At 62.2% G+C, this 21,971-nt stretch carries 20 protein-coding genes; 7 read left to right on the forward strand and 13 right to left on the reverse strand.

Going from position 1 to position 21,971, the window contains the following annotated elements:
- Positions 1 to 71 precede the first annotated feature (71 nt).
- Both QMG84_RS02920 and QMG84_RS02925 read right to left on the reverse strand, forming a co-directional pair.
- Positions 72 to 1,019, reverse strand: a complete 948-nt coding sequence (locus QMG84_RS02920) for an alpha-E domain-containing protein (protein WP_202074136.1) — start codon at positions 1,017 to 1,019, stop codon at positions 72 to 74.
- A 137-nt stretch (positions 1,020 to 1,156) separates the two neighbouring features.
- The gene (locus QMG84_RS02925) at positions 1,157 to 2,572 is read right to left on the reverse strand and encodes a circularly permuted type 2 ATP-grasp protein (RefSeq protein ID WP_434085981.1); all 1,416 of its coding nucleotides are present in this window, start codon (positions 2,570 to 2,572) and stop codon (positions 1,157 to 1,159) included.
- Positions 2,573 to 2,817: 245 nt separating this feature from the next.
- Here QMG84_RS02925 and QMG84_RS02930 point away from each other — a divergent pair, with 245 nt between their 5' ends.
- Entirely contained in the window at positions 2,818 to 4,947 is a 2,130-nt protein-coding gene (locus QMG84_RS02930) for a carbohydrate porin (RefSeq protein ID WP_281930334.1), read from the forward strand.
- Positions 4,948 to 4,990: 43 nt separating this feature from the next.
- Here the strand turns inward: QMG84_RS02930 and QMG84_RS02935 are convergent, their stop codons facing one another.
- Genes QMG84_RS02935 through QMG84_RS02945 form a run of 3 tightly spaced genes read right to left on the reverse strand, consistent with a single transcriptional unit; the run spans position 4,991 to position 7,290 of the window.
- The gene (locus QMG84_RS02935; protein ID WP_281930336.1) at positions 4,991 to 5,278 is read right to left on the reverse strand and encodes a hypothetical protein; all 288 of its coding nucleotides are present in this window, start codon (positions 5,276 to 5,278) and stop codon (positions 4,991 to 4,993) included.
- The gene (locus QMG84_RS02940) at positions 5,275 to 5,751 is read right to left on the reverse strand and encodes a glutathione peroxidase (RefSeq protein WP_281930338.1); all 477 of its coding nucleotides are present in this window, start codon (positions 5,749 to 5,751) and stop codon (positions 5,275 to 5,277) included. The genes QMG84_RS02935 and QMG84_RS02940 overlap by 4 nt, the downstream gene beginning before the upstream one ends.
- 42 nt (positions 5,752 to 5,793) lie before the next feature.
- Entirely contained in the window at positions 5,794 to 7,290 is a 1,497-nt protein-coding gene (locus QMG84_RS02945) for a sigma-54-dependent transcriptional regulator (protein ID WP_281930340.1), read from the reverse strand.
- 229 nt (positions 7,291 to 7,519) lie between these two features.
- Between QMG84_RS02945 and QMG84_RS02950 the strand changes: the two genes are divergently transcribed.
- Both QMG84_RS02950 and QMG84_RS02955 read left to right on the forward strand, forming a co-directional pair.
- Positions 7,520 to 8,002, forward strand: coding sequence for a CC0125/CC1285 family lipoprotein (locus tag QMG84_RS02950; protein ID WP_434085982.1), 483 nt, complete (start codon positions 7,520 to 7,522; stop codon positions 8,000 to 8,002).
- Between the two features lie 247 nt (positions 8,003 to 8,249).
- Complete coding sequence (locus tag QMG84_RS02955) at positions 8,250 to 9,419, forward strand: alpha/beta fold hydrolase (RefSeq protein WP_281930342.1); 1,170 nt, start codon at positions 8,250 to 8,252, stop codon at positions 9,417 to 9,419.
- A gap of 111 nt (positions 9,420 to 9,530) precedes the next feature.
- Here QMG84_RS02955 and QMG84_RS02960 read toward each other — a convergent pair whose 3' ends face one another.
- From QMG84_RS02960 to QMG84_RS02975, 4 genes are all read right to left on the reverse strand, one after another.
- A complete protein-coding gene (locus QMG84_RS02960; RefSeq protein WP_413661903.1) occupies positions 9,531 to 10,856 on the reverse strand; it encodes a L,D-transpeptidase family protein in 1,326 nt (441 codons plus the stop codon).
- A gap of 147 nt (positions 10,857 to 11,003) precedes the next feature.
- The gene (locus QMG84_RS02965; protein WP_281930344.1) at positions 11,004 to 11,555 is read right to left on the reverse strand and encodes a LemA family protein; all 552 of its coding nucleotides are present in this window, start codon (positions 11,553 to 11,555) and stop codon (positions 11,004 to 11,006) included.
- 123 nt (positions 11,556 to 11,678) lie between these two features.
- Positions 11,679 to 12,416, reverse strand: coding sequence for an arginyltransferase (locus tag QMG84_RS02970; RefSeq protein WP_281930346.1), 738 nt, complete (start codon positions 12,414 to 12,416; stop codon positions 11,679 to 11,681).
- A gap of 67 nt (positions 12,417 to 12,483) precedes the next feature.
- Entirely contained in the window at positions 12,484 to 12,969 is a 486-nt protein-coding gene (locus QMG84_RS02975; protein WP_350356509.1) for an RDD family protein, read from the reverse strand.
- A 218-nt stretch (positions 12,970 to 13,187) separates the two neighbouring features.
- On the opposite strand from QMG84_RS02975, the gene QMG84_RS02980 reads away from it, so the two are divergent.
- From QMG84_RS02980 to QMG84_RS02990, 3 genes are all read left to right on the forward strand, one after another.
- Positions 13,188 to 13,442: a DUF2312 domain-containing protein gene (locus QMG84_RS02980; RefSeq protein ID WP_202074036.1), complete on the forward strand. Its 255-nt coding sequence runs from the start codon at positions 13,188 to 13,190 to the stop codon at positions 13,440 to 13,442.
- Between the two features lie 126 nt (positions 13,443 to 13,568).
- Positions 13,569 to 15,242, forward strand: a complete 1,674-nt coding sequence (locus tag QMG84_RS02985) for an outer membrane beta-barrel protein (protein ID WP_281930348.1) — start codon at positions 13,569 to 13,571, stop codon at positions 15,240 to 15,242.
- Between the two features lie 37 nt (positions 15,243 to 15,279).
- Positions 15,280 to 16,725, forward strand: a complete 1,446-nt coding sequence (locus QMG84_RS02990; RefSeq protein ID WP_281930350.1) for a lipopolysaccharide biosynthesis protein — start codon at positions 15,280 to 15,282, stop codon at positions 16,723 to 16,725.
- Here the strand turns inward: QMG84_RS02990 and QMG84_RS02995 are convergent.
- The 4 genes from QMG84_RS02995 to QMG84_RS03010 form a co-directional block, all read right to left on the reverse strand.
- Positions 16,720 to 17,589 carry a glycosyltransferase family 2 protein gene (locus QMG84_RS02995; protein ID WP_281930351.1) on the reverse strand — a complete coding sequence of 290 codons (870 nt, stop codon included), beginning with the start codon at positions 17,587 to 17,589 and terminating at the stop codon, positions 16,720 to 16,722. The two genes, QMG84_RS02990 and QMG84_RS02995, sit on opposite strands and share 6 nt — an antisense overlap.
- Positions 17,586 to 18,818 carry a glycosyltransferase family 4 protein gene (locus QMG84_RS03000; protein WP_281930353.1) on the reverse strand — a complete coding sequence of 411 codons (1,233 nt, stop codon included), beginning with the start codon at positions 18,816 to 18,818 and terminating at the stop codon, positions 17,586 to 17,588. Before QMG84_RS03000 ends, QMG84_RS02995 begins: the two co-directional genes overlap by 4 nt.
- A complete protein-coding gene (locus QMG84_RS03005) occupies positions 18,815 to 19,582 on the reverse strand; it encodes a class I SAM-dependent methyltransferase (protein ID WP_281930355.1) in 768 nt (255 codons plus the stop codon). The genes QMG84_RS03000 and QMG84_RS03005 overlap by 4 nt, the downstream gene beginning before the upstream one ends.
- Before the next feature lie 82 nt (positions 19,583 to 19,664).
- A complete protein-coding gene (locus QMG84_RS03010; RefSeq protein ID WP_281930357.1) occupies positions 19,665 to 21,092 on the reverse strand; it encodes a TIGR03808 family TAT-translocated repetitive protein in 1,428 nt (475 codons plus the stop codon).
- A 66-nt stretch (positions 21,093 to 21,158) separates the two neighbouring features.
- Here QMG84_RS03010 and QMG84_RS03015 point away from each other — a divergent pair, with 66 nt between their 5' ends.
- On the forward strand, positions 21,159 to 21,971 hold the full coding sequence (locus QMG84_RS03015) for an IS5 family transposase (protein ID WP_202074029.1): 813 nt from the start codon (positions 21,159 to 21,161) through the stop codon (positions 21,969 to 21,971).

Genomic DNA, 21,971 nt, shown 5'->3' on the forward strand with positions numbered 1-21,971 from the left:
GGCTTTCGTGTCGTTTCTACCTGCCGCGCCGGTTTCCATCTCGCCATTTAGCCAGCCGAAAGCGCGTGAAGCTAGAAGAGATATTGCTCGGAGATCAGCGAACCGAGGCGGTTGTTCTCGCTGATGAAGCTTTGGATGAACTCGTGCAGCCCGCCCTGGAAGACGTGCTCCATGGTCATCGTTTCGAGCTTGCCGTACATGTTGCGCGCCTGACGTTGCGCTGCGCCCTGCCGGCCGTGAGCGCGGGCGAGACTATCGAGATTGCGCACGATGCTCTCGTAGCAGGAGATGAGCGAGCGCGGCATCTCCGGGCGCAGGATGAGCAAATCGGCGACGAGCCAGGGCTTCATGCTCGTGCGATAGACCCAGTGATAGGCAGTGTGCGCCGAGACAGCGCGCAAAATCGCCGCCCATTGGAAATAGTCGAGCGAGCCGCCGATGACTTCCTTATCCGGCAGCAGCACGTGGTATTTTACGTCCAGGAGCCGGGCCGTGTTGTCCGCGCGCTCCACGAATAGTCCGACGCGCGAGAACCAATAGGCGTCGTTGCGCAGCATGGTGCGATAGGCGCCGCCGTCGTAGATGAGCGAGGTTTGCTTGACGAAATCGAGGAAGCGCCCGAGCTCGTCGGCCGAATAGGCGCCGCGACGCGCCTCCATCGCTTTCAATTCGAGATAGGCGCCGTTGATCGCCTCCCACATTTCCACCGTCAGGGCGGTGCGCACCGCGCGGGCGTTGGTGCGAGCAAATTCGATGCAATTGCGGATCGAGCCCGGGTTGTCGCGCGAGAAGGTCAGGAACTCGATGATATTGCTTTCGGTAATCGGCTTGCCCGTCTGCTCGAAGGCCTGCGCGGCGCCAGAGGAGAGAAGCACGCTTTCCCATTCGGTCTCGGCGCCGCCATAGGCTTTCGGCAATGTCGCGAGGCGCCGGGACGCCTCGATGGCGCGCGCGAGGAAATCGGCGCGCTCCATATAGCGCGCGAGCCAATAAAGATTGTCGGCGGTGCTTGAAAGCATAGGGCGTTCCGTTTGCGCGCGCTCGCGGCTGATGTCCTGTCTGATCGTCTCGAGCGGGGCAGGGAGATGGGCTGCGGTCTCGGCGGATTCCTGGCTGCGCCGCTCGATTTCGTGGATGGAGGGGCGGGCGTCGAGCATCATGCCTGCCCCAAGATCGCGTCGTCGATCACCCAGGTGTCTTTCGTCCCGCCGCCCTGGCTGGAATTCACGACGAGCGATCTTTCGGTCATCGCCACACGGGTGAGGCCCCCCGGCACGACGCGCACGCCATGCGCGCCCTGCAGCACGAAGGGCCTCAGATCGACATGCCGGGGCGCGATGCCCTCGGCGACAGAGATCGGACAGGTCGACAGCGCAAGCGTCGGCTGGGCGATGAAATTATCGGGTTGCGCATTCAGCTTTGCGCGGAATTCTTCCACCTGCGCCTTGGAGGCGTGCGGGCCGACGAGCATGCCATAGCCGCCGGAGCCATTGACCTCTTTGACCACGAGCTCGTCGAGATGGTCGAGCACATAGGAAAGCGCTTCCGGCTCCCGGCATCGCCAGGTGGGGACATTCTGCAGCAGCGGCTCCTGCCCGAGATAGAAGCGGATAATGTCAGGCATGTAGGTGTACATCGCCTTGTCGTCGGCGACGCCGGTGCCAACTGCATTCGCGAGCGTCACATTGCCTGCGTGGTAGGCGCCGATCAGCCCCGGAACGCCCAGGGCCGAATCCGGGCGGAAGGTGAGCGGATCGAGGAAATCGTCGTCGATGCGGCGGTAAATGACGTCGACGCGACGCGGCCCTTCGGTCGTGCGCATATAGACCACGTCGTCTTTCACGAAGAGGTCGCGCCCTTCGACAAGCTCCACGCCGAGCTTGTCCGCCAGGAAGGAGTGCTCGTAATAGGCGGAGTTATATTGTCCCGGCGTCATCAGCGCGATGGTCGGCTCGTGTGACGCGCGGGGCGGCGCGACCGAGCGCAGCGTCGCCAGCAGCTCGTCGGGGTAATCCTCGATGGGCGCGACGCGATGCATGGAGAAGAGATCGGGGAAAAGCCGCATCATCACTTCGCGGTTTTCGAGCATATAGGAGACGCCCGACGGGGTCCGGGCGTTGTCTTCCAGCACATAGAACCCGTGGTCGTTAGTGCGCACGATGTCCACGCCGGCGATTTGCACATAGACGTCGTGCGGCACGCGGCGGCCCGCCATCTCGGGGCAATAGCCGGGATTGTGATAGACGAGCTCGCTCGGAATCTTGCCGGCCTTGAGGATTTCGCCCTTGCCATAAATGTCTTTGAGGAAAAGATTGAGCGCCGTTATGCGCTGCACGAGCCCCTTCTCGAGCGCGGCCCATTCGCTTCTGGCGATGATCCGCGGGAGAATATCGAAGGGGATGAGCCGCTCCGTGGCGTCCTGCGCGCCATAGACGGCGAAGGTGATGCCGATGCGGCGGAAGAGGAGTTCCGCTTGTTCTCGGCGGGAGGCGAGAAGTTCCGGAGGGGAGGCGGCGAGCCATTGCGAGAGTTTTTGATAAGGAGCGCGGGTCAGACCGTCGAGGCCACCCATTTCATCGAATTGCGTCACGCGCTGATCCACTTGTCGACGCTCCTCTCTTTGCCCCGGCGCCTTCTTGCTCGGGGCCCCTACAGGCTTCCGATCAGGCTTGCGAAGGGCAGAGGCAAGAAGCGCGCCAGACTGCGAGAGGCTCGACCGTTGCCGTGGCATCACACAAACCCGATTTTTTCGTCATCTCAGCATGTGCGTTCTTTTGCGTCTTCGGCGCGTCATTTGACCGGCGTTAGAAGCGGTTCATGAAGTTCCTGCGACAATCGGGCTCCGCCCTTCTCCTTGGAAGCGCGCTTCTCGCTTCTTTCACCGCGCGCGCCGCCGAGCCGGCCACTGCCGATTTCGCGCCGGCGTCTGATTTTACCTGGGCAGGCATGTATATCGGCGCGAGCCTCGGCGCGGGCTTCCCGCTGCATGGCGGCGAGAGACTCCAGGCGGGGAGCGGATTTACCTCGACGGTCTTCGACCTTTATCCAGCTTCCGTCACGCGGACAGGCGTCACCGTCGGCGCGCAGGCCGGCTATAATTGGCAAAGAGGGCCTTGGGTCTGGGGCATCGAGACTGATTTCGGCCTTCTTGACGGGCGGCGGGGGCCGACGGGGATCTATGGCGCTTCGCCCGCTTATGGCGGGCTCCCCTTCTTCACGCAGACATCCCATTCGAGCGCAAATTATTACGCGACCATACGCGGTCGCGCCGGCGTCGCCTTCAATCGCGCGCTCCTGTATGTCACCGGCGGAGTCGCGGCGGGCGGCTCGCGTGGGCCCGCGACGCTATCGATCGCAGGCGTCGAATTTTCGGCCCCCTGGTCGCAGTCGTCCCGGATGAAATATGTCCTTGGCGCGGGTTTCGAATACGCCTTCGCCAAAGATTGGTCCGCTCGCGCCGAGTATCTCTTTCTCAATCAATCGCTCAACACGCATCTCTTCGATGGCGGAGCGGGTTTCGCCTACGCCTCGCGCGTGCGCAACGAGAATCATATCCTTCGATTCGGCTTGAACTATCACTTCGGAGATGAAAACCGGATTCCCGGCTCGATCGATTACGGCAAGCGTCAGAACGGCGGCAACGAAGGCGACAAGGGGGGCAATGGCGACGCCCCCGAGCGATATAGCGTCCATGCGCAGACGACCCTCGTTGCGCAGGGCTATCCGAGATTTCGGGCGCAATACGATGGAGCAAATAGTTTTCCGTCGGGCGGCAAGGCCAATGTTGGCTCGACGACGAATGCCTTTCTCGGCCTGCGGCTGTGGGAAGGCGGCGCCGTCTATCTCAATCCCGAAATCGATCAGGGCTATGGCTTGGCGAACTCGGTTGGTTCCGCCGCCTATGTGGACAGCGCCGTCGCGAAGGTCGGCCGCGCTGCGCCGTATATGCGATTCCAGCGCTACTTTCTGCGCCAGATCATTGGGCTCAGCGACGGCGAACGCAGCAGGGACCCTGATGAAGGTTCGCACAGCGAGGTGCTGGAGTCGACGCAGAACCAAATCTCCGGCCTCGTCGATAAGGATCGCATCATCATAACGCTCGGCAAATTTGCTGTGGGCGACGTCTTCGACGACAATATCTACGCACATGATCCCACGACAGGCTTTTTGAATTTCGCCTTCAACACGATGGGCGCCTTCGACTACGCCGCCGACTCCTGGGGCTATACCCATGGCCTCGCGGTCGAGTGGAAACAGGATTGGTGGACCGCTCGCGGCGGGGTCTTTCAGCTCTCGAAAATTCCCAACGGCCTCGACATCGAGCCGCAACTCTTTCGCCAGTTCATGGGCGTCGGGGAGATCGAAGCGCGTTACGCGCTATTCAACCAGCCGGGCGCGATCAAATTCCTGCTTTATGGCGACAATGGCTATCTGAGCAAAGTCAACGACCTCATAGACTACGCCTTGATGACCGGCCAGCTTCCTCCCCAGGTGGGCCCGGCGCGTCGCCGCGCGGTGAAAATGGGCGGCGGGATCAACATCAAGCAGCAACTGATGCCGAATCTCGGGTTCTTCCTGCGCGCGAGCATGACAGACGGCCGATACGAAACCGTCGATTACACCGATGTCGACAGGCAGCTCTCGATGGGCCTCGTCGCCGCGGGCGCTTTATGGGGGCGCGACGACGACGAAATCGGCGTCGCGGGGGCGCTGAGCGGTCTGCATGGCGATCGCGTGCGTTATTTCGGATTGGGCGGCACGAGCGTTTACATTGGCGATGGCGCGCTCTCCTACGCCGGCGAGAAAAACATAGAAGCCTATTACAAGCTCGGCTTCGGCAAGAACATGGACGCAACATTCGATTATCAGCTTATTGTCGATCCCGCGCACAACGCCGCGCGCGGGCCGATCAATGTCTTCGCCCTGAGGCTGCGCGCCGCATTTTGATCGCCGCGTCCGCCCGTCCTGCGATCCAGGAAAAAATCCGCCGCTATTTGGCGAGATAAGCGCCAATCTCGTTCTCGAACTGCGGAAAATAACGCGAGATCACGCTGACGTCGAAGCCTGGGAGGATCGACTCCTTCGGCTCGCGGTCGAGCAGAAAGCGGAAGGCGGCTGCTATCGTTTCTTCGGCCGGGGCGTCGCGCCCGAGGCGCGCGGCGTCGGCCGCCGACAGCGTCACGCGATGGCGCGTTTCGCTGTCTCCCTCTCGCACGCAAACATCGAAGCGCAGCGGATCGTCGCCTTCGCGGCGCGCAACTGTGATTGCTGCGCTCACAGCGTCGCCTCTATGTCCTTTTCGAGCGACTGCGGGGTATCGGTGGGCGCGTAGCGTTTCACGACCTTGCCGGTCTTATCGACGAGAAACTTGGTGAAGTTCCATTTGATCGCCTCGGAACCGAGAATCCCCGGCGCCTCATGCTTCAAAAATTTATATAGCGGGTGCGCATTCTCGCCATTCACCTCGATCTTGGCGAACATGGGAAAACTCACGCCATAGGTCGCCGAGCAGAAGGAGGCGATGTCGCTTTCCGAGCCCGGCTCCTGCGCGCCGAACTGGTTGCAGGGAAAGCCGAGGACGACGAGGCCCTTGTCGGCATATGTCTTGTAAAGCGCTTCCAGCCCGGCATATTGCGGCGTGAATCCGCATTTGCTCGCCACATTGACGATGAGCAGCGCCTTGCCCTCATAATCGCGCAAGGACTTCGTGGCGCCGTCGATCGTTTTGGCCTCGATATCGTAGAGTGTCATGCGCTGACTCCTTTGGAACGGAGGCTCGCATAAAATCGCCCCTCACGCCACCAGGCTGTCGGCGGGGGAATCCGCTCCCTCTTCTTCGAGGCCGTATTCCTTCATCTTGCGATAAAGCGTCGAACGGCCGATCCCGAGACGTCGCGCAATCTCCGACATTTGTCCGCGGTAATGGGTGAGCGCGAAGCGGATCGTCTCTTTCTCCAAATCATTGAGCTTGCGCATCTCGCCATTGGGCGCGAGAAGCGGCAGCACATTGGGGTCGCGGATTTCGACGCGCACGATCTCGCGCTCGCGCGGCGCGTCGACGGGCGGCGCAAATACAGGCGCCGGCGGAACGCGCACGTCATAGCCTTCGACATGCGCCGCAATCTGCGGAAACTCGGCGACGGTCAGCTCGTCGCCCTCGGAGAGCACGACGGCGCGGAACACCGTGTTCTCGAGTTGTCGCACATTGCCGGGCCAGTCGTAGCTCGTGAGCAGCGAGAGGACCTCCGCCGTCATGCCACGGATGTTGCGTCCTTCCTCCGCCGCGAAACGCGCCGCGAAGCGCCGCGCCAGATCGGCGATGTCTTCACGTCGCGAGCGCAGCGACGGAATGCCGATCGGAAAGACATTCAGGCGGTAGAACAGATCTTCGCGGAACTCGCCACGCTTGACCTGCTCGATGAGGTTGCGGTTCGTCGCGGAGATCAAGCGGATGTCGACGCGCTGGGAACGCTTGGCGCCAATCGGGTCGATCTCCCCTTCCTGCAACGCGCGCAAGAGCTTCACCTGAATATCGAGCGGCAATTCGCCGATTTCGTCGAGGAAAAGCGTCCCGCCATTGGCCTCCATAAATTTGCCGGTATGTTTCTCGGTCGCGCCGGTGAAGGCGCCTTTCTCATGGCCGAAGAGGATCGATTCGACGAGGTTGGCGGGCAGGGCCCCGCAGTTGACGGTGACGAAGGGCTTGCCCTTGCGGTCCGAGCCACCCTGGATCGCGCGCGCCACGAGCTCCTTGCCGACGCCCGATTCGCCCTCGATGAGCACTGGAATATTGGAATGCGCGGCGCGCTCGCCGAGCCGGATCACGCGCTGCATCTCCGCGCTGCGCGACACCAGATCCTTGAAGGTCAAAGCCCCTTGCGCGCGGCGGTTGATGCGGCGAACCTCGCCCGCGAGCGCGTCGGCCGAAAGCGCGTTCTTGATCGAGATTTGAAGCCGCTCCGCGCCGACCGGCTTCACCACGAAGTCATGCGCGCCGGCGCGCATGGCGGAGATCACCGCCTCGATCGATCCATGGGCGGTCTGCACGATCACCGGCGTCGTGATCTTTGCGTCGCGCAGGCGCGTCAGCACGCCCATGCCGTCGAGATCGGGCATGACGAGATCGAGGATCAAGAGCGCGACAGGCTCCGCGCCGCCCCGCGTCAGCCGCGCCAGCGCCTCCTCGCCGCCTTCGACCGTCTCCGCTGCATAACCAAAGCGCTTGACCATGGCCTCGAGCAGGCGGCGCTGTACCGGATCGTCATCGGCGATGAGAATTGTGGAGGTCATTATTGTTCCTGCCGCCCGGCTGTGCGTTTCGTCGCCGTGGCGATTTGTGCCCGGGGCGCATCGTTGCGAAACAGGGTAAAGTTCCGGTTAATCCAAGCCTTGGATTGCGTCATCATGGGACGTCGCCCCTCGCGACCGCGCTTGCCCTTGGTCATTGCTTTTGGTATCGCCCTGACGACAGCTAAGCTTAGTGGTCAATTTTCTGGGCGAAATTCGAGGTTCTTTTCTAATGCGCGGTCGGCCCCTTCTCTGCTTTGCCCTTGCTCTCTGGTCTTCTGGCTGCGCGACCGAATATAGCCGCGATGGCATAGGGCTGGCCGGTGGCGCCGAGGCCCAAATGATCACCAATGACACTGCAAGAATATCTTCACGCGGAAACAGTTTTACGGACAAGGCGAGAGTCCAGGATTTTATCCTGCTGAAAGCTGCGGAGACCGCCACTGCGCGAGGGTTCACGCACTTCGCTATTATCAGCTCGGAAGACGCCTCGACCGAATCCACATACACGACGCCGAGCACAGCGCAGACAAGAGTTTCCGGCAACACTGCCTACACCACCTATCGGCCAGGGACGCGCAATACCGTAGTCGAGCCGGGCGAGGATGCGATGGTGAAGTTCTGTAAGCAGAGCAAGGCCGACCCCTGCTCGGGCATGCTGCCTGCGAATGAAATCATTCAGAACCTCGGGGCGAAATACTTCGCTAAAAATTAAACCTGGGGCCCGGCGCTGCGTTGCGTCGCCGTAACTATTTATGCCCGGGGCGTAAAGTTCTGTGTAATCAAAGCCTTGCGTTGCGTCATATTGGGACGCAATGCATAGATTGCCTCAATTCCGCGCCCCGGATTCCCATGATTTCGCGCTCATGAGCGCAAATGCGGTCGCATTCCTTTTCACGTGCAAAGTTTGAAACCCCCGCGGATCGAGGGCGTTAAGTGCCTTCGAGCGCGGGAGAGCAATCATGAGCTTCACGAAATCGATCCAAAAAGACTTGGCCAAGTCCGGCGCCAAGTCCGGCGCCGCCGTCGGAACCAGCGTGTCGCAGTGGCTCGACGGGCGCGGCCCTGTCGAAAAAGCCGCCACGCGCGCCGAGTCCGCGCTCACCAAGGCAGCCAGACCAAGCCGGAGCGTTTCGGCTATCGTCGGTTCGGCGGCGGTTGGGCTCGCGGCTGCGATGGGGGCGCTCGCCTATTACAACATCCGCAAGACGCGCCAGGACGAAAGCGAGCATCCCCCGATCGGTCGGTTCATCGACGTCGACGGCGTGCGCCTGCACTACATCGACAAGGGGAAGGGCGATGTCGTCACGCTCATCCACGGCAATCTGACGCTTGCCGAGGATTTCCTGCTGAGCGGCATCGTCGACAAGCTTGCGGAGCGCTACAGGGTCATCGTCTTCGATCGCCCCGGCTTCGGATATAGCGACAGACCCCATCGCATATGGACGCCTGGCGCCTACGCCGAGTTGTTGCAGAAGGCGTTTTCGCAGCTCGGCGTCGAGCGCGTGACGGTCGTCACCCATTCCTTCGCTTCGCTGATCGCCTTGGACCTCGCGCTCCAGTATCCGGCGCTGGTCGAAGGGCTGGTGTTGATCGCGGGCTATTTCTATCCGACAGCGCGAGCGGACGTGTTCTTCATGTCCTTTACCGCGATGCCTGGCTTGGGCGATGTTATGCGCTACACGATCTCGCCGCCTCTCACGCGACTCTTCCTGCCTGGCGTTCTGCGGTGGCTATTCTCGCCTGCCCCGGTCACGGAGAGATTCGAGAAGGGGTTCCCGAATTCCTTTGCGGCGCGGCCCGTCCAGATCGGCGCAGAAGCGGAGGATAGCGTGCTGATGGTGGCCTCGGCGATGCAGCTACAAAGACGCTATGCCGAGCTAAAGCTTCCGATCGTCATATTGGCGGGCGACGGCGACAAGATGGTCGATTTGGATCGCCAGTCGAGGCGCTTTCACGACGAGGCGCCGCAAAGCGAGCTGATCGTGATCCCTGGCGCCGGCCACATGGCCCACCACACCGCGCCAGACCAGATCGAGGCGGCGGTCGATCGTGTCGCAAGGCCCGAGACGAAGCCAGGTCAGATCAAGCGGACGCAGGAGACGGCTTCTTCCTGGTCAAACAGAAGCTAGATGAAGGGCGCCGCCGCGCCTTCCCCACGCCCGGCGTTGGGGACAGGTCCTGCCCACAGGAATGTCGTAAAAAGCGGCGGTCGTTATGACCGCCGCCTGAAGGCGCAAGTCTTACTGCTCGTCCCGCGGCAGTAGCGGCTCGCCGCGCGGCCGCGGGCCCGCCGCCTGCGGCGCAGCGGCCTGCTGCGTCACGGGGGTCTGCGAATAGTCCGGCGCGTCGACGACCCGGGCGTTCAACCCGTCGCGCTGATAAATGTCCTCGCGGAACTGGGTGACGCCGTCCGGCGTGCCCCAGGCCGTGATGTAAACCCAGTAGACCGGAACGGCGGGGTTGATCTTTACGTCGATGCGCTCGCCCGAGGCGATAGCGCGGTCGATGGCGTCGCGGTCCCAGCCCGGGGTCTCGCGCAGCAGGAAGGCGACATAGTCGCGCACATTCTGCAGGCGGATGCAGCCTGAGGAGACGAAGCGGAAATCGTCGCCGAAGACGCCCTTGGCCGGCGTGTCGTGCATATAGACGCCGTAAGGATTGGCGATGTCGATGCGCACCACGCCGAGCGAGTTGAAGTCGCCGCCGATGTCCTGCCGGAACTTGTAGTTCATCGCGTCGAGCGAGCGCCAGTTGATCTGCTCGGGCTGCAGCTCCTGGCCTTCCTTGTTGTAGACGCGGATATGGTTGTCGTGCAGGTAGTTCGGGTCCGCCTGCATCTTGGGAATCAGATCCTTGCGGATGACCGAGGCGGGCACCGTCCAGAATGGATTGAAATTGATCTGATAGGCCTTGGTCTGCATCACCGGCGACTGGCGGTCGATCTTGCCGACGCCCGCGATATGATGCGAAACGACCTGGCCCGCCTCCACCGTCTCGACCTGAGCCGCCGGAATATTGGCGGTGACGTAGCGATTTCCGAGGTCGTGGGAAAAGCTGCGCAGGCGCACGAGATTGGTCTCGAGCTGGCGGAGACGCGTTTCGGCGGGGATATTCAGCGCGGTGAGCGTCTGCTGGTTGACGACGCCGGTTTCGATGATGCCGTGGCGCGCCTGGAAGCGGCGCACGGCGGCCTCGACGTAGGAATCGAAAACCGGGCTCGTGCCGGTTTCGGCGCCGATGTCGCCCGAGACGATGAGGCGCCGGCGCAGCGCCGACACCGCCGGGCCGTTGGAGCCGAGCCGCAATTGCTGGCTCGGCACCGCCGCCCAGCCGCCATTGGCGACGATTTCGCGATAGCGCTCGATGGCGGCTTCCGTCGCGGCGACAGTCGCTTCGGACAGGATAGGGGTGGTCGAGCGCGACACGGTCAGCCGCGCGTCGGCGTCGTAGCGCTGCGCCCATTCGGCCTGCCCGGTCTCCGCGCGCGCGGCAAAGGCCGCGCCGAGCGCGAGGCAGAGTGAAAGGGGAAGGATCGCCGATTTATGCACTGTTCGCTCCAGTCGCAGTCTGTTCCGCGGCCGCGGAGGGAAATGGAAAAGATCGGCGCGGCCCAAGCTACGCCGGCTGAGGTCCATATGATCTGCGGCTTCTGAGTTAACAAGGCCCGAATAGGCGGCGATTTTGTGACCCGCCCGGGCCGCGGCGCGCAGCGCTCAGACCAGCGTCTCCCCCGCGCGACTGTCGTCGACAGCGATATCGTAGTAGTCGCGGGGCGTTAGACGCAGGCGCCCGGTAAACAGGCATTCAGGAAAGCGCCTGAGGGCGCGGTTGTAATCGGCGGTCGCCGTGGCGAGCCGCCGGCGCGCGGCGGCGAGACCGCCTTCCGCCTCTTCGAGCGCCGCGCGCAACTGGCGAAAATCATCGAGCCTCTGGATTTCCGGCGTCGCCTGCGCGCGCGCGAGGAGACCGTGAACGCCATCGCCGAGCCGGGCCTCCGCCAGAAGCCGCGCCTGAGGAGAGCCCGCCCGCCGCCCCGAGGCGTGAAGCCGCGCGACCACATCGACGGCCCCGCGCTCCTTCGGCGCAAAGGCGCGCATCACGCCGGCCAGCGCCGGGAGCATCGCGTGCCAATTGGCGAGTTCGGCGTCGACCTGCTCGGCGGCGGCCTTGCATTGCGCATCCAGAGACTGGAGGCGCAGATAGCGGCTCGCCAACACGGCCGTAGCAATGCAAAGGCAAATAAAAGCGATCAGAAACGGCGCCATAGCGAGCCCTCCGCGCGCAGCTTCATCCGCCGGGCTTTGAGGGACCGTTACCGCGTGTGTACCTTTGGGAATATGCTTATTCTGGCGTAAATGCGGCAGGGGAGATGTCGAACGCCTGCTTGTTCAGTCCACCCGCACCCATCCATCCGTCCCCAGCCGCTCCTGCGGCAGGAAGCGCGCCTTATAGGCCATTTTATGCGAGCCCTCGACCCAATAGCCGAGGTAAAGATTTCGCAGTCCGGCGACGCGGGCCCGCCTCATATGGTCGAGGATCATGAAGGTGCCGAGCGAGCGCTCCTCGAATTGAGGCTCATAGAACGAATAGACCATCGACAGGCCATCGGCGAGCCGATCGGTGAGGCAGCAGGCGATCAGGCGGTCGGCGTCGGCCCCCTGCGCGTCGGGCGACAGGCGATATTCGATCAGCCGCGTGTCGACATGGCTGTCCTCGATCATCATCTGATAATCGACCATGCTCATATCGGCCATCCCGCCATCGGAGTGGCGCGCGGTGACGTAACGGCGGAACAGCGCATATTGCTCCGGCGTCGCCCGCGCCGGGCGCGCCTCTCCGGCGATGTCGGCATTATGGCGCATCCCGCGCCGCTGCGTGCGCGAGGGAACGAACTCCTCGATCTTGACCCGCACCGAGACGCAGGCCCGGCAATGTTCGCAGGCCGGACGATAGGCGATGGTCTGCGAGCGGCGGAAGCCGGATTGCGTCAGCGTGTCATTGAGCGCCGGCGCGCGCAGGCCGATCAGATGCGTGAACACCTTGCGCTCCGCCCGCCCCGGCAGATAGGGGCACGGCGCCGGCGAGGTGAGATAGAACTGTGGCGCGTCGCGAGGTTCTCTGGTCACGCTCGTCTCGTTTCGTAGATGACGATCGCAAGAATAGGGCTAGAAACCGCTGCGCGCCATGGCGACCTCACGCCGATCGCCGCAGCACGATCACATCCGCCAGAATGTCGTGCAGACAGCGTTTGTCGCTGGTGATGAAGGACACCAGGAACAGCGGCGGAAACATCCAGGTCACGTAAAAGAGAACGGCGTGGACGGCCGCCTGCAGGAAGGGCACGGGCTCGCCCTGCATCGTCCGCATCTCGAGGTCCATGAAGGCCATGCCGGGCGTCGCCATGCGCCAGCCCGAGACCGTCAACCCATTGTAGAAGAAAGCGACGATCGGGAAGATCGGCGGCAGCAGCAGCGCCGACATGCCGAAGCTCAATATGAAAAGCCCGAAAAAGAGCGCCACCGACAGGCTCGTGACGAGGATGAGGTCGAGCCCCACCGCCATGATCCGCCGGCTGCGCACGCTTTCGAGCGCCGCGGCCGGAATATAGGGGCCTTGCGCCCGCTGGTAGGGCGGCGGCGCGCCCTTCGAGTAACCGCCAAAATCGCCGTCGCCGGCCATGTCTCTCTCCAACAGCGTCTCTCTCCCATAGCGCTCACCGCGCCACAGGCAAATGTCGGACGCCACAGACTCGCTTTCAAGGCGCCCTTGCTCTGGGAGACAGATAATGGGGGATTAGCGGCGCCTCCGCCTTGACGAGGTCACGAAGCTGTCGCAAGCCTCGCCGGAAATCGCCGGCAGGCCAAACCCGAGCCGGCCAACTCTTGCGGGAAAGCACCATGGACACCAATGCGGTGGACTCCGCCGTCGACGGCGGTCATTTGCGCGCCTTTATCGAGCGAATCGAAAAGCTCGAAGAGGAAAAGCGCGCGATTGCCGACGACATCAAGGACGTCTACGCCGAAGCCAAGGGAACCGGCTTCGATCCGAAAATCATTCGCAAGATCGTCTCCCTGCGCCGCCAGGACAAGCATAAGCGCGAGGAGGAAGAAGAGATCATGGAGCTCTACCTTTCCGCGCTCGGCATGGAATAGGCCGATAAGCTCGCGTTAACCATAAAGCCCTAACCCTTGCCATGCGCCGCCCGCGCCGTCTTGCGGGCCTTTCAGGCGCAGGCGAGGGATCAGGTGCCGCCGGGAAGCTCGAAGAGCCGCGTTGCGTTGGCTGCGCTCTGCGCCGCATTGGCTGCGGCTGCGCCGGCGCGCGGGCAGGCCTTGCCGCAACCAAAGGCGAGCGCGCCTCTCTCGACGCTTGCGGGACAGGATAAGCCGCCGCTACGCCGGCTGGATTCCCCTGGCTCCGCCGTCGCTCCCCAAGCAGGGAGCCTCGGCCTCGGCCAGACTTCCGGCCTTCCCGCCGGGGCCAATTATGGCGCGCCGGTGAAACGGCAAAAGCTTCCCAAGCCTTACCCGCCTCGGCGCGCGCCCTATCCGCCGCCCTTCTCGCCGAAAACGCCGCTCCCGGCGCTGGAGCCTTACAAATCCTCCTATGTCGCCAAGCAGCGGGCTTTGCGGCTGCGGTCGACCTATGCGCCGCCTGGTCAGCATCTTCTCGCGCCTGCGCCTCCGCCCGTCACAGTCGCCGCCGAGCCGACGATCAAGGCGAAGGGCAAGCCGAAGGTCGAGATGAACCCCTATGATCCGCTCGGCGTCGCGGTCGGCTCGACGCTGCTGTTCCCCTTCGTCCAGACGTCCGGCGGTTATGACGATAACCCCAACCGTCTGTCTGCGAGCTACAACCCGCGCGGTTCGACGCTTTTTCGCGGCGAAGGCGGGTTGCGGGTCAAATCCAACTGGTCGCGCCACAGCCTCGAAGGCGAGTTGCGCGGCGGATACTCGGAATATTTCGACTATCCAACCGCGAGCCGCGCCGACGCCCAGGGCGCCATGACCGCGCGCTACGATCTGACGACCGACACCGCGCTCGATCTGCGCGGACGCCTGCAGCTCGATACGCAGCGGCCCGGCGCGCCGGCGATCTCCGCCGATCAGTCGAGCGTCTATGTCGTCAACCGGCCGATCATACTCGGGGTCGGAACGCAGGGCGGCGTCACGCAGAAATTCTCGCGGATCGAGGTGTCGCTGCGCGGCACCTATGATCGCGTCTGGTATCAGGACGCGCAATATTCGAACGGCACGACGCTCAATCTGGCGTCGACGAGCTACAACGACTTCGGCGGGCTGCTGCGAGCCTCCTACGAGGTTACGCCGGATCTGAAGCCTTTCGTGGAAGGAACCCTCGACAAGCGCATTCACGACTCGCCGGTCGATCCTTATGGCTTCTATCGCGACAGCACGGGCTACACCATCCGCGGCGGCGCCACCTTCAACGTCACGGAGATGGTGAAAGGCGAGATTTCCGGCGGCTATGGCCAAAGAAACTACGCCGACTTCCGTCTGGCGGAGCTGCGCGGCCCGGTGATCGACGCCGCGCTCATTTATACGCCCTCCGCGCTGACGACGTTGACGCTGCGCGGCTCGACGACAATGAATGAAACGACGCTCGCCTACGCCAGCGGCGTGCTGACGCGTTCGATCACCGCGACGCTCTCGCACGATCTGATGCGCAATCTCAACATCACCTTCACCGGCAATTATTACTTCAACGACTACCAGAGTTCGAACTCGCCCGTCGTCGTCGCTGCCGCGACGGCTTCCGGCGCAAGTTTGAACGTCCGCGAACGTGGCGGCAGCGCGGCTGTCCGGTTGGAATACAAGTTAACGCGATCGATCACGCTGCGCGGCAGCTTCACGCATGAGCAGCTCAGCAGCTCGTTCCGCAACGCCGGCTATTCGGCGAATGTTTATCTCTTGGGCCTGAGATTCCAGCTTTGAGTCCGCGCCCGCAGGCCATCGAGGAGAGCGCGTCGCAATGTGGATGATGGTTCCCTTCATCCTCAACAGCCTGCTGAATTTCGTCGTCGGGCTGCTGGTCGCGAAATTCCTGGGCCCTGCCGAATATGGGCGATTCGTGCTGGCGCTTTCCGTCGCGGTCGTTCTGCAGACTTTCGTCTTCGATTGGCTTCGGCTTGCGGCGACGCGCTATTATTCCGAGCAGGACCGCAAAGAGCATCCGGAAGTCCGCTCGACGCTCGATCTGGCGTTTGCCGCGCTTGCGGCGCTCGCGCTTGTCGCCGCGCTCCTTGTCTATTGGTTGGGGCTCGATCTCCCGCTGAGCCATGACCTTGCCGCGCTCGCTGTCGGCGTCTCGCTCTCCAATGCGCTCTTCGACACGGCGACCGCCCTCGTGCGCGCGCGCTTCCATGACAAGGCCTATGGCGCTCTGGTCATCGCCAAGAACGTGCTCGCCTTCGCCCTGACGGTCGGCGGCGCTTTCGTGTTCGGCTCCGCCAATGTGGCGCTCGTCGGCATGATTATCTCGGTTGCAGGCTGCCTCATTGTGGCGAGGGGCGAGCTTGCCGATCCGAATACGCGCTTTCGGCTGGCGGAGAGCAGGCTCGCGACGCGCTTTCTCGCCTATGGCGCGCCGATCGTCCTGGCCAGCGTGCTTTACCAGATCGTGCCGCTTATCAACCGCACGCTGCTGGCGCGGGATCATGGTTTCGCGGAAGTTGGGCAGATTTCGCTCGCCTTCGAGACGGGCGTGCGAATCGTCGGCGCGATCGGCTCCGCCATCGACGTCATTCTCTTCCAACTCGCCGTGCATACGGAACGGACGTCGGGGGCCATTGCGGCGCGGGCGCAGATCTCCCGTAATCTCGGCGTCGTCTTTGCGATCGTCACGCCCGCCGTCGCGGGCTCCTGGCTCATTCTCCCGAGCTTCGAGGCGCTCTTCGCGCCGGAGAATTTCCGCGGCCCATTCGCGCTATATTTTGCGCAGATGACGCCCGCGCTCTTCGCTTTCGCGATGACCAATTACGGCGTGAACACCGCCTTCCAGCTTGCGCATCGATTGACGCCGCTGATCGTTGCCGCGCTGATCGCCTTGCTCGCTGATCTTGTGGCGATCGCGATGCTGCCCGCGACCGCGGACGCCACGCGCTTCGCTTATGCGCAATCTATCTCATCCGTCGCCGGCTTCGCGGCGCTTGTCGCCATGCTCTTTCTCCTGGAGCCGATGTGGCCACGCGCCCGCGACGTGATTGGCGCTGTAATCGCGACATCCGCCATGCTTCTCCTGGGCGCGCCGATGCGCGCCATGGCGCCGGGCGTCGTTACTCTTGCAATGCAAATTCTCGCAGGCGCCGCTGCCTATGGCGCCGTTGCTTATGCGTTCGACATCGCGGATCTGCGCAGCGTCATCTGGCCGAGCGTCGTGACGCGGCTACGGAAAAGGAAGGTCGAGGCGCGCTCATAACTCCAGCACGCGGCGCGGGTCGCAACGACCGCGTGCGAGATCCAGAAGCGCAAGCACATTGCCGCGCAATCGGCCCCAGCGGTCGATCCCGGGCTCGGGGACGAGCGATTTGGCTAGATTGGCCAGAAAATTCCTGCTCGCGAGGTTCATGACGAAGCGAGCGGAAGCGGTTCCCTTGTGCAAGAGGTAAAGTGGGTTGGCGATCTGCGAATAGCCAAGCCGCACGCCCGAGGTGCGGCCGGAGCGAACGCCGAGATGCACCCCCGCGAAGGCATTGGTGCGGACAACGCGGCCGACGCGCGCATACAACGCCGAGAAGTCGGTGTCTTCGAGCCATCCATAGAGCGGCAGATTTTCATCGAAGCGCGCTTGCGGCGCAGCGGCGAGGCGAAAAGCCATATTGCAGCCATAGGCTCCCGTCTCGTCGGTCATTCGGACATCGCCGGGGCAGGGGGGCGAATAGGCGGCGACGAGGGCGTCCGCTTGATCGAAATCGAGCGGTTCGCGGTGGTGAATGCCGTCCGCGATCAAATGGCCCGAGGCGGCCACGATGGCAGCATGCTCGGCGAACAAGCGCCTGACGCCGTCGACGAAATCCTCGCCCGGAACATAATCGTCATCGACGAAGACGAGAATATCCGCGTCTGTCCCGACAAGGTCCAAAGCGTGATTGCGCTGGATCGTCAGGCCGCGTGCGCGCGCCACATGAAACTCCGCTTCGCCCGCCGGAATCGGCGCGTCTTCGGGAGACGCGCCGATCACCAGCAAGCGATGCAGCTCATGCGAGAATTTGGCGAAACGCTGCAGGCATTGCCCCACGACATGCGGGCGCCCGGTCGTGGCGATGGCGACGACGATCTTCATGCCGCGCGCCAATGCGATTGAACCTTATCATAGACGGCCGCGACGGAATCGAGGTGGCGATCGAGTGTCAGCGGGGCCGCCCAATAGCGCGCATAAGCCGCTTCAGCCATCCGCCGTGCAACGCCGTCATCCTCGAGACGCGCGATCGCCGCCGCAAGCGATTGCGCGTTGGCGGATTTGAACCAGATGCCGGTTTCGCCGTCGACGACCGCCTCGCGCCCGGCGCAGAGATCGCTGACGATCACGGGCGTGCCGAGGGCGAGCGACTCATAGACGGTGAGCGGCTGGCCCTCGTACCAAACGGACGGGAAGACAAGCGCCCGCGCCGCGCGCAACGCCGCACGCACCTCCGGCGGGCTCCGCCAGCCGAGAAACTTTGCCTCAGCAAATTCTTTTTCGAGCGCCTCGCGCTCAGGGCCATCGCCGACGAAGACGGGCGTGACGCCCGCAAGGCGCGCGGCTTCGGCGAAGTAACGCGGGCCCTTTTCCGCCGAGAGGCGCCCCACAAAGACGAAATCGCCCGGCGCATGGTCGCCCTTCGGCCCCAGGTCCGCCACATCGATTGGATTGCCGACCTCGTAGAAAACAGCGTCTCTCGACATATAGGGCGCGATCACCTCGCGTTGCAGCTTCGAGATGGATATGAGATGGCGCGCCGTCTCATAAAGGCCGCTGCCATAGAGCATCAGCGCATGGCGGCCAACGCGCATCAGCTTGCGATGATAGCCGCGCGAGTCGCAGTTGTGCGCGATACAGCCGAGCGACATGGCTTTGTAGTCGCAGTTGCGCGCCGCGCCGTAATCGTAAAACCCGCCATTTGGGCAGGCGAGGTAAAACTCGTGGAGCGTGTGAACCACCGGCAGGCCCGAGCGCCTCAGCGCCCGGCCGATGGAGGGCGAGAGCGCCTTGGCCCAGCCATGCACATGGACGATCGTCTCGGCGGGATCGCAAGTCGCGAGAAGGCGGGCCAGCCCATGCTCCGCCGCAGCGTTCCAGAGCCATTGCGCGCCGAAGCGCGCGAGAGAAGAGGCTGACGTCACATCGGCTTGATCGAGCAGCGTCACCGTGACGCCCGCCTCAGTGAGGCTTGGCTCCACCGGGCCGACGGCGGAGAAATAATCGACGCGATAGCCGCGCCGCGCAAAGCCCTTGGCGCTGTCGATGGCGACCTTGGCGAGGCCGCCGTTGATATGCGCGTGATCGGTGACGACAATGATGCGTAGAGTCATTTTGTTGCGATCACATAGGCGAAGCTCGAAAAGGCGCGCCATTGGCGCTTGCGCGCGATATTCGTAAAAGCCGCGTCGAGCTGCTTGATGCCGGGAAACTTCCAAAAATAGCTGTACCCCCAGAAGGGAAGGACAACTACTTCAGAGAAACCGGCGCGCTTCAGTATCGGGAGTATCTTCGACTCGTCGCTAAAGCAATGGTCGTAATAGGCCGGAAATTTCGGATTGTCTCCGTCGTCCTTGCGATCGGGGAACACCGTCTCCAGCATCCAGCGGGAAATTTTTTCCGGGATAAGGCGGTTGAGGACATAGGGCGGCGCATAAAGCGTTGGAAAGAAGCTGAAAGCGACGCCGCCCGGCGCGAGCGTATAAGCAATGTTTTCCCACATGCTCGCAACATCGGGGACATGCTCCATCACCATGCGGCTATACGCGATGTCGTATCGCTCGGGCCCGAGGATGGCTTTGGCGTCCTTGCCGGCGATGTCGCAAACGACCGTCGAATAGCCTGCCGGCGCGAGCGACAATTCACGCGCGGAAATATCGTTGAGCGTGACGTCGAAGCCCAGGGTGACGATTTCGTCCGGCAGGAAGAGCGGATCGCGCCCGCCGCCGATTTCGAGATGGCGCTTCAAACCTTTCTGGCGTGCGATTTCGATGATCGTGCGCTTGTAATTCTCCCAAGCCCAGTTGAAGTCGGGATCATAGCCAAGGCTCGCGACGATCGCACCTATGTCATTTGCGGGTTCCCTGCTTAAAGCCATCCGCTGATTTCCAAATAGTTTCGAAGGCCGCAGCCTAAGTTGGCCCGGTTGCGCAACTGTTAATGAGACTGCGCTGGCCCGATCACACCGTTGCGCTGACGATCTTGTTCCGATTGAATGACCAGCGGGTGCTGACCGCGTTGGAAACGCCTCCCATTTCGGGCGCGCCGGCGACCGGGGCGGGCGGACCATAGTAATTGCCCTCGGGCGCAGGCGAAGGCAGACTCGTCACCGCCATTTTGACGATCTGAAAGGCGCCCGCGCCGACAATGATATTGCCGGATATTTCGGCAAAGGTGCGCGGGTCATTATCGGAATAACCGACTCCAACGTAGCAATACTTTAGAATGTTGTTCGAGATGAGCGCAGTAACCGTATTTTGATCCGGGGCGCCTTGGCCATTCCATGTTCCAGAAAAGATCGCGGCTATGCCCGCCGCTTCCGCGTATTCGATCGTATTGCCATCGGCAATGCAATCCGCAGCAAGCCAAATCCCAACGCCATGTGTTATGCGGCTATAGCCGCCACTGACGCCGTCTGTATATTCGGTGAAAGTGTTTTTCTTGACATAATATATGGCGTTTCCAGTTATTGTCGCACGATGGCTGCCGGCGTTATTATTGACACAGACTATTCCGCCGCCGACATTATTCAATGTGTTCCCAGAGATGACGACATTTGTCCACCCGCCTGCATAATCGGCAGGGTTCTCTACAAAGATGGCCACCTCGCGCGCGGCGTCGACCTGATTGGAGGAAATAGTAACGTCTTTGCAATAATTTACTCTGATAGCAGAGTAATTGGCATTTGATATGAAATTATCGGCTATGCGTAGGAAGCGCAAGCCATTGCAAGCAATGGCGTTGCCCCATTGCCCGCTTCCGCCAGAATTATTGAGGACGGTATACACTCGATTTCGTTGAATGATTGTTCCATCAAAATAAGTTTGCGATACGGCCCAGGGCGACCGATAGCATTCGATGCCGGTGTTGAGGCTGTTGGTAAGATAGTTATTCTCTATCGTCAGCCCGGCCCCGTTTACGCTGCTCAGGGAGGCGCTGCAATTGTCGCAGCGGTTGCCGCTGACGCGGCCTTCAGCGCCATAGAGATACAGACCAGACGAAGTGGAGCGCCAGAAAAAACAATCCTCCACCACCATGCGATCGGCATTGAAAAACTGCAGCAGGCCATTTTGTCCGCCTAGTGGCTTGTTCTCCCCGTCGAAATTCAATCCCCTGATGACAACGCCCGGGATGCGGGAGGAAGTCGTTCCCGATCCAATCTGCATAACGAAAGCATTGCTCGTCGACGATCTCAGTTGCACGCTATCTTTTCGTGCGTAAATCGTCACTGTTCCAGCGATAATGACGGATGCTTCCGTATAAATGCCAGGCGCGATAAATAGCGGCAGCCCCGTCGATTGCGCGAGATTGATGGCGCCTTGCAGCGTGCCCGTCCCCGCTGCAGTCGAGTAAACGATATTCGTTAGCGAGGATGTAATCGAAGGCATATTTTACTCCCAAAAGTCCTAGAGGGTGTTATGTACTTTGGTAGTTGATTATCTTAATGGAATCGGATGTCTCCGATTCGCAAACCGTATCCGTCTGATGTCAGCGACGAGGAATGGTCGCTGGTTGCGCCGTATCTGACGCTGATGGACGAGGGCGCTCCGCAACGTCAGCATTTGCTTCGTGAGCTATTCAACGGCCTGCGCTACGTTCTGCGTTACGGCATAGCATGGCGCGCCATGCCCAACGATCTGCCGCCCTGGTCCGCAGTGTATCAGCAATCGCAGCGCTGGCTGGCGGCGGGCGTGTTCGAAGAGCTTGCGCAGGACCTGCGCGCCTTGTTGCGCGTCGCCTCCGGTCGCGCCGAGGAGCCAACCGCGGCGATCATCGACAGCCGCACGCTGCGTTCGACGCCGGAAAGCGGTCCACGGGCCGGCTATGACGGCGCCAAGCGCAAGCGCGGCTCCAAGCTGCACATGGCGGTCGACACGCTGGGGCACTTGCTGGCGCTGCACGTTACGCCAGCGAATGTCGACGACCGCGCCGAGGTCGGCAAGCTCGCCGCCGCTGTGCAGGACGCCACAGGCGAGAACGTCGAGCTTATTTATGTCGATCAAGGTTATACCGGCGAGAAAGCCACGGAGGCGGCCAAAGCGCAGGGCGTCGAACTCTGCGTGGTCAAACTCTCCGAAGCGAAAAAAGGCTTCGTGCTGTTGCCCAAACGCTGGGTTGTCGAACGATCCTTCGCTTGGGCGACCCGATGCAGGCGGCTGGTCAAAGACTACGAACGCTACGCCGACACACTCGCTGGCCTCCACGTCGTCGCTTTTGCCTGCCTCATGCTCAAACGCGCAGCCGACTTCGTAATACAGAGTGCATAA

The sequence above is a fragment of the Methylocystis iwaonis genome, assembly GCF_027925385.1.
GTDB classification, from domain to species: Bacteria; Pseudomonadota; Alphaproteobacteria; order Rhizobiales; family Beijerinckiaceae; genus Methylocystis; species Methylocystis iwaonis.

Coding starts and splice junctions, on each gene's coding strand:
- QMG84_RS02920 (WP_202074136.1), bottom strand. CDS start 1,019: ATGCTTTCAAGCACCGCCGACAATCTTTATTGGCTCGCGCGCTATATG.
- QMG84_RS02925 (WP_434085981.1), bottom strand. CDS start 2,572: ATGGGTGGCCTCGACGGTCTGACCCGCGCTCCTTATCAAAAACTCTCG.
- QMG84_RS02930 (WP_281930334.1), top strand. CDS start 2,818: ATGAAGTTCCTGCGACAATCGGGCTCCGCCCTTCTCCTTGGAAGCGCG.
- QMG84_RS02940 (WP_281930338.1), bottom strand. CDS start 5,751: ATGACACTCTACGATATCGAGGCCAAAACGATCGACGGCGCCACGAAG.
- QMG84_RS02945 (WP_281930340.1), bottom strand. CDS start 7,290: ATGACCTCCACAATTCTCATCGCCGATGACGATCCGGTACAGCGCCGC.
- QMG84_RS02950 (WP_434085982.1), top strand. CDS start 7,520: ATGCGCGGTCGGCCCCTTCTCTGCTTTGCCCTTGCTCTCTGGTCTTCT.
- QMG84_RS02955 (WP_281930342.1), top strand. CDS start 8,250: ATGAGCTTCACGAAATCGATCCAAAAAGACTTGGCCAAGTCCGGCGCC.
- QMG84_RS02965 (WP_281930344.1), bottom strand. CDS start 11,555: ATGGCGCCGTTTCTGATCGCTTTTATTTGCCTTTGCATTGCTACGGCC.
- QMG84_RS02975 (WP_350356509.1), bottom strand. CDS start 12,969: ATGGCCGGCGACGGCGATTTTGGCGGTTACTCGAAGGGCGCGCCGCCG.
- QMG84_RS02980 (WP_202074036.1), top strand. CDS start 13,188: ATGGACACCAATGCGGTGGACTCCGCCGTCGACGGCGGTCATTTGCGC.
- QMG84_RS02990 (WP_281930350.1), top strand. CDS start 15,280: ATGTGGATGATGGTTCCCTTCATCCTCAACAGCCTGCTGAATTTCGTC.
- QMG84_RS02995 (WP_281930351.1), bottom strand. CDS start 17,589: ATGAAGATCGTCGTCGCCATCGCCACGACCGGGCGCCCGCATGTCGTG.
- QMG84_RS03000 (WP_281930353.1), bottom strand. CDS start 18,818: ATGACTCTACGCATCATTGTCGTCACCGATCACGCGCATATCAACGGC.
- QMG84_RS03005 (WP_281930355.1), bottom strand. CDS start 19,582: ATGGCTTTAAGCAGGGAACCCGCAAATGACATAGGTGCGATCGTCGCG.
- QMG84_RS03010 (WP_281930357.1), bottom strand. CDS start 21,092: ATGCCTTCGATTACATCCTCGCTAACGAATATCGTTTACTCGACTGCA.
- QMG84_RS03015 (WP_202074029.1), top strand. CDS start 21,159: ATGTCTCCGATTCGCAAACCGTATCCGTCTGATGTCAGCGACGAGGAA.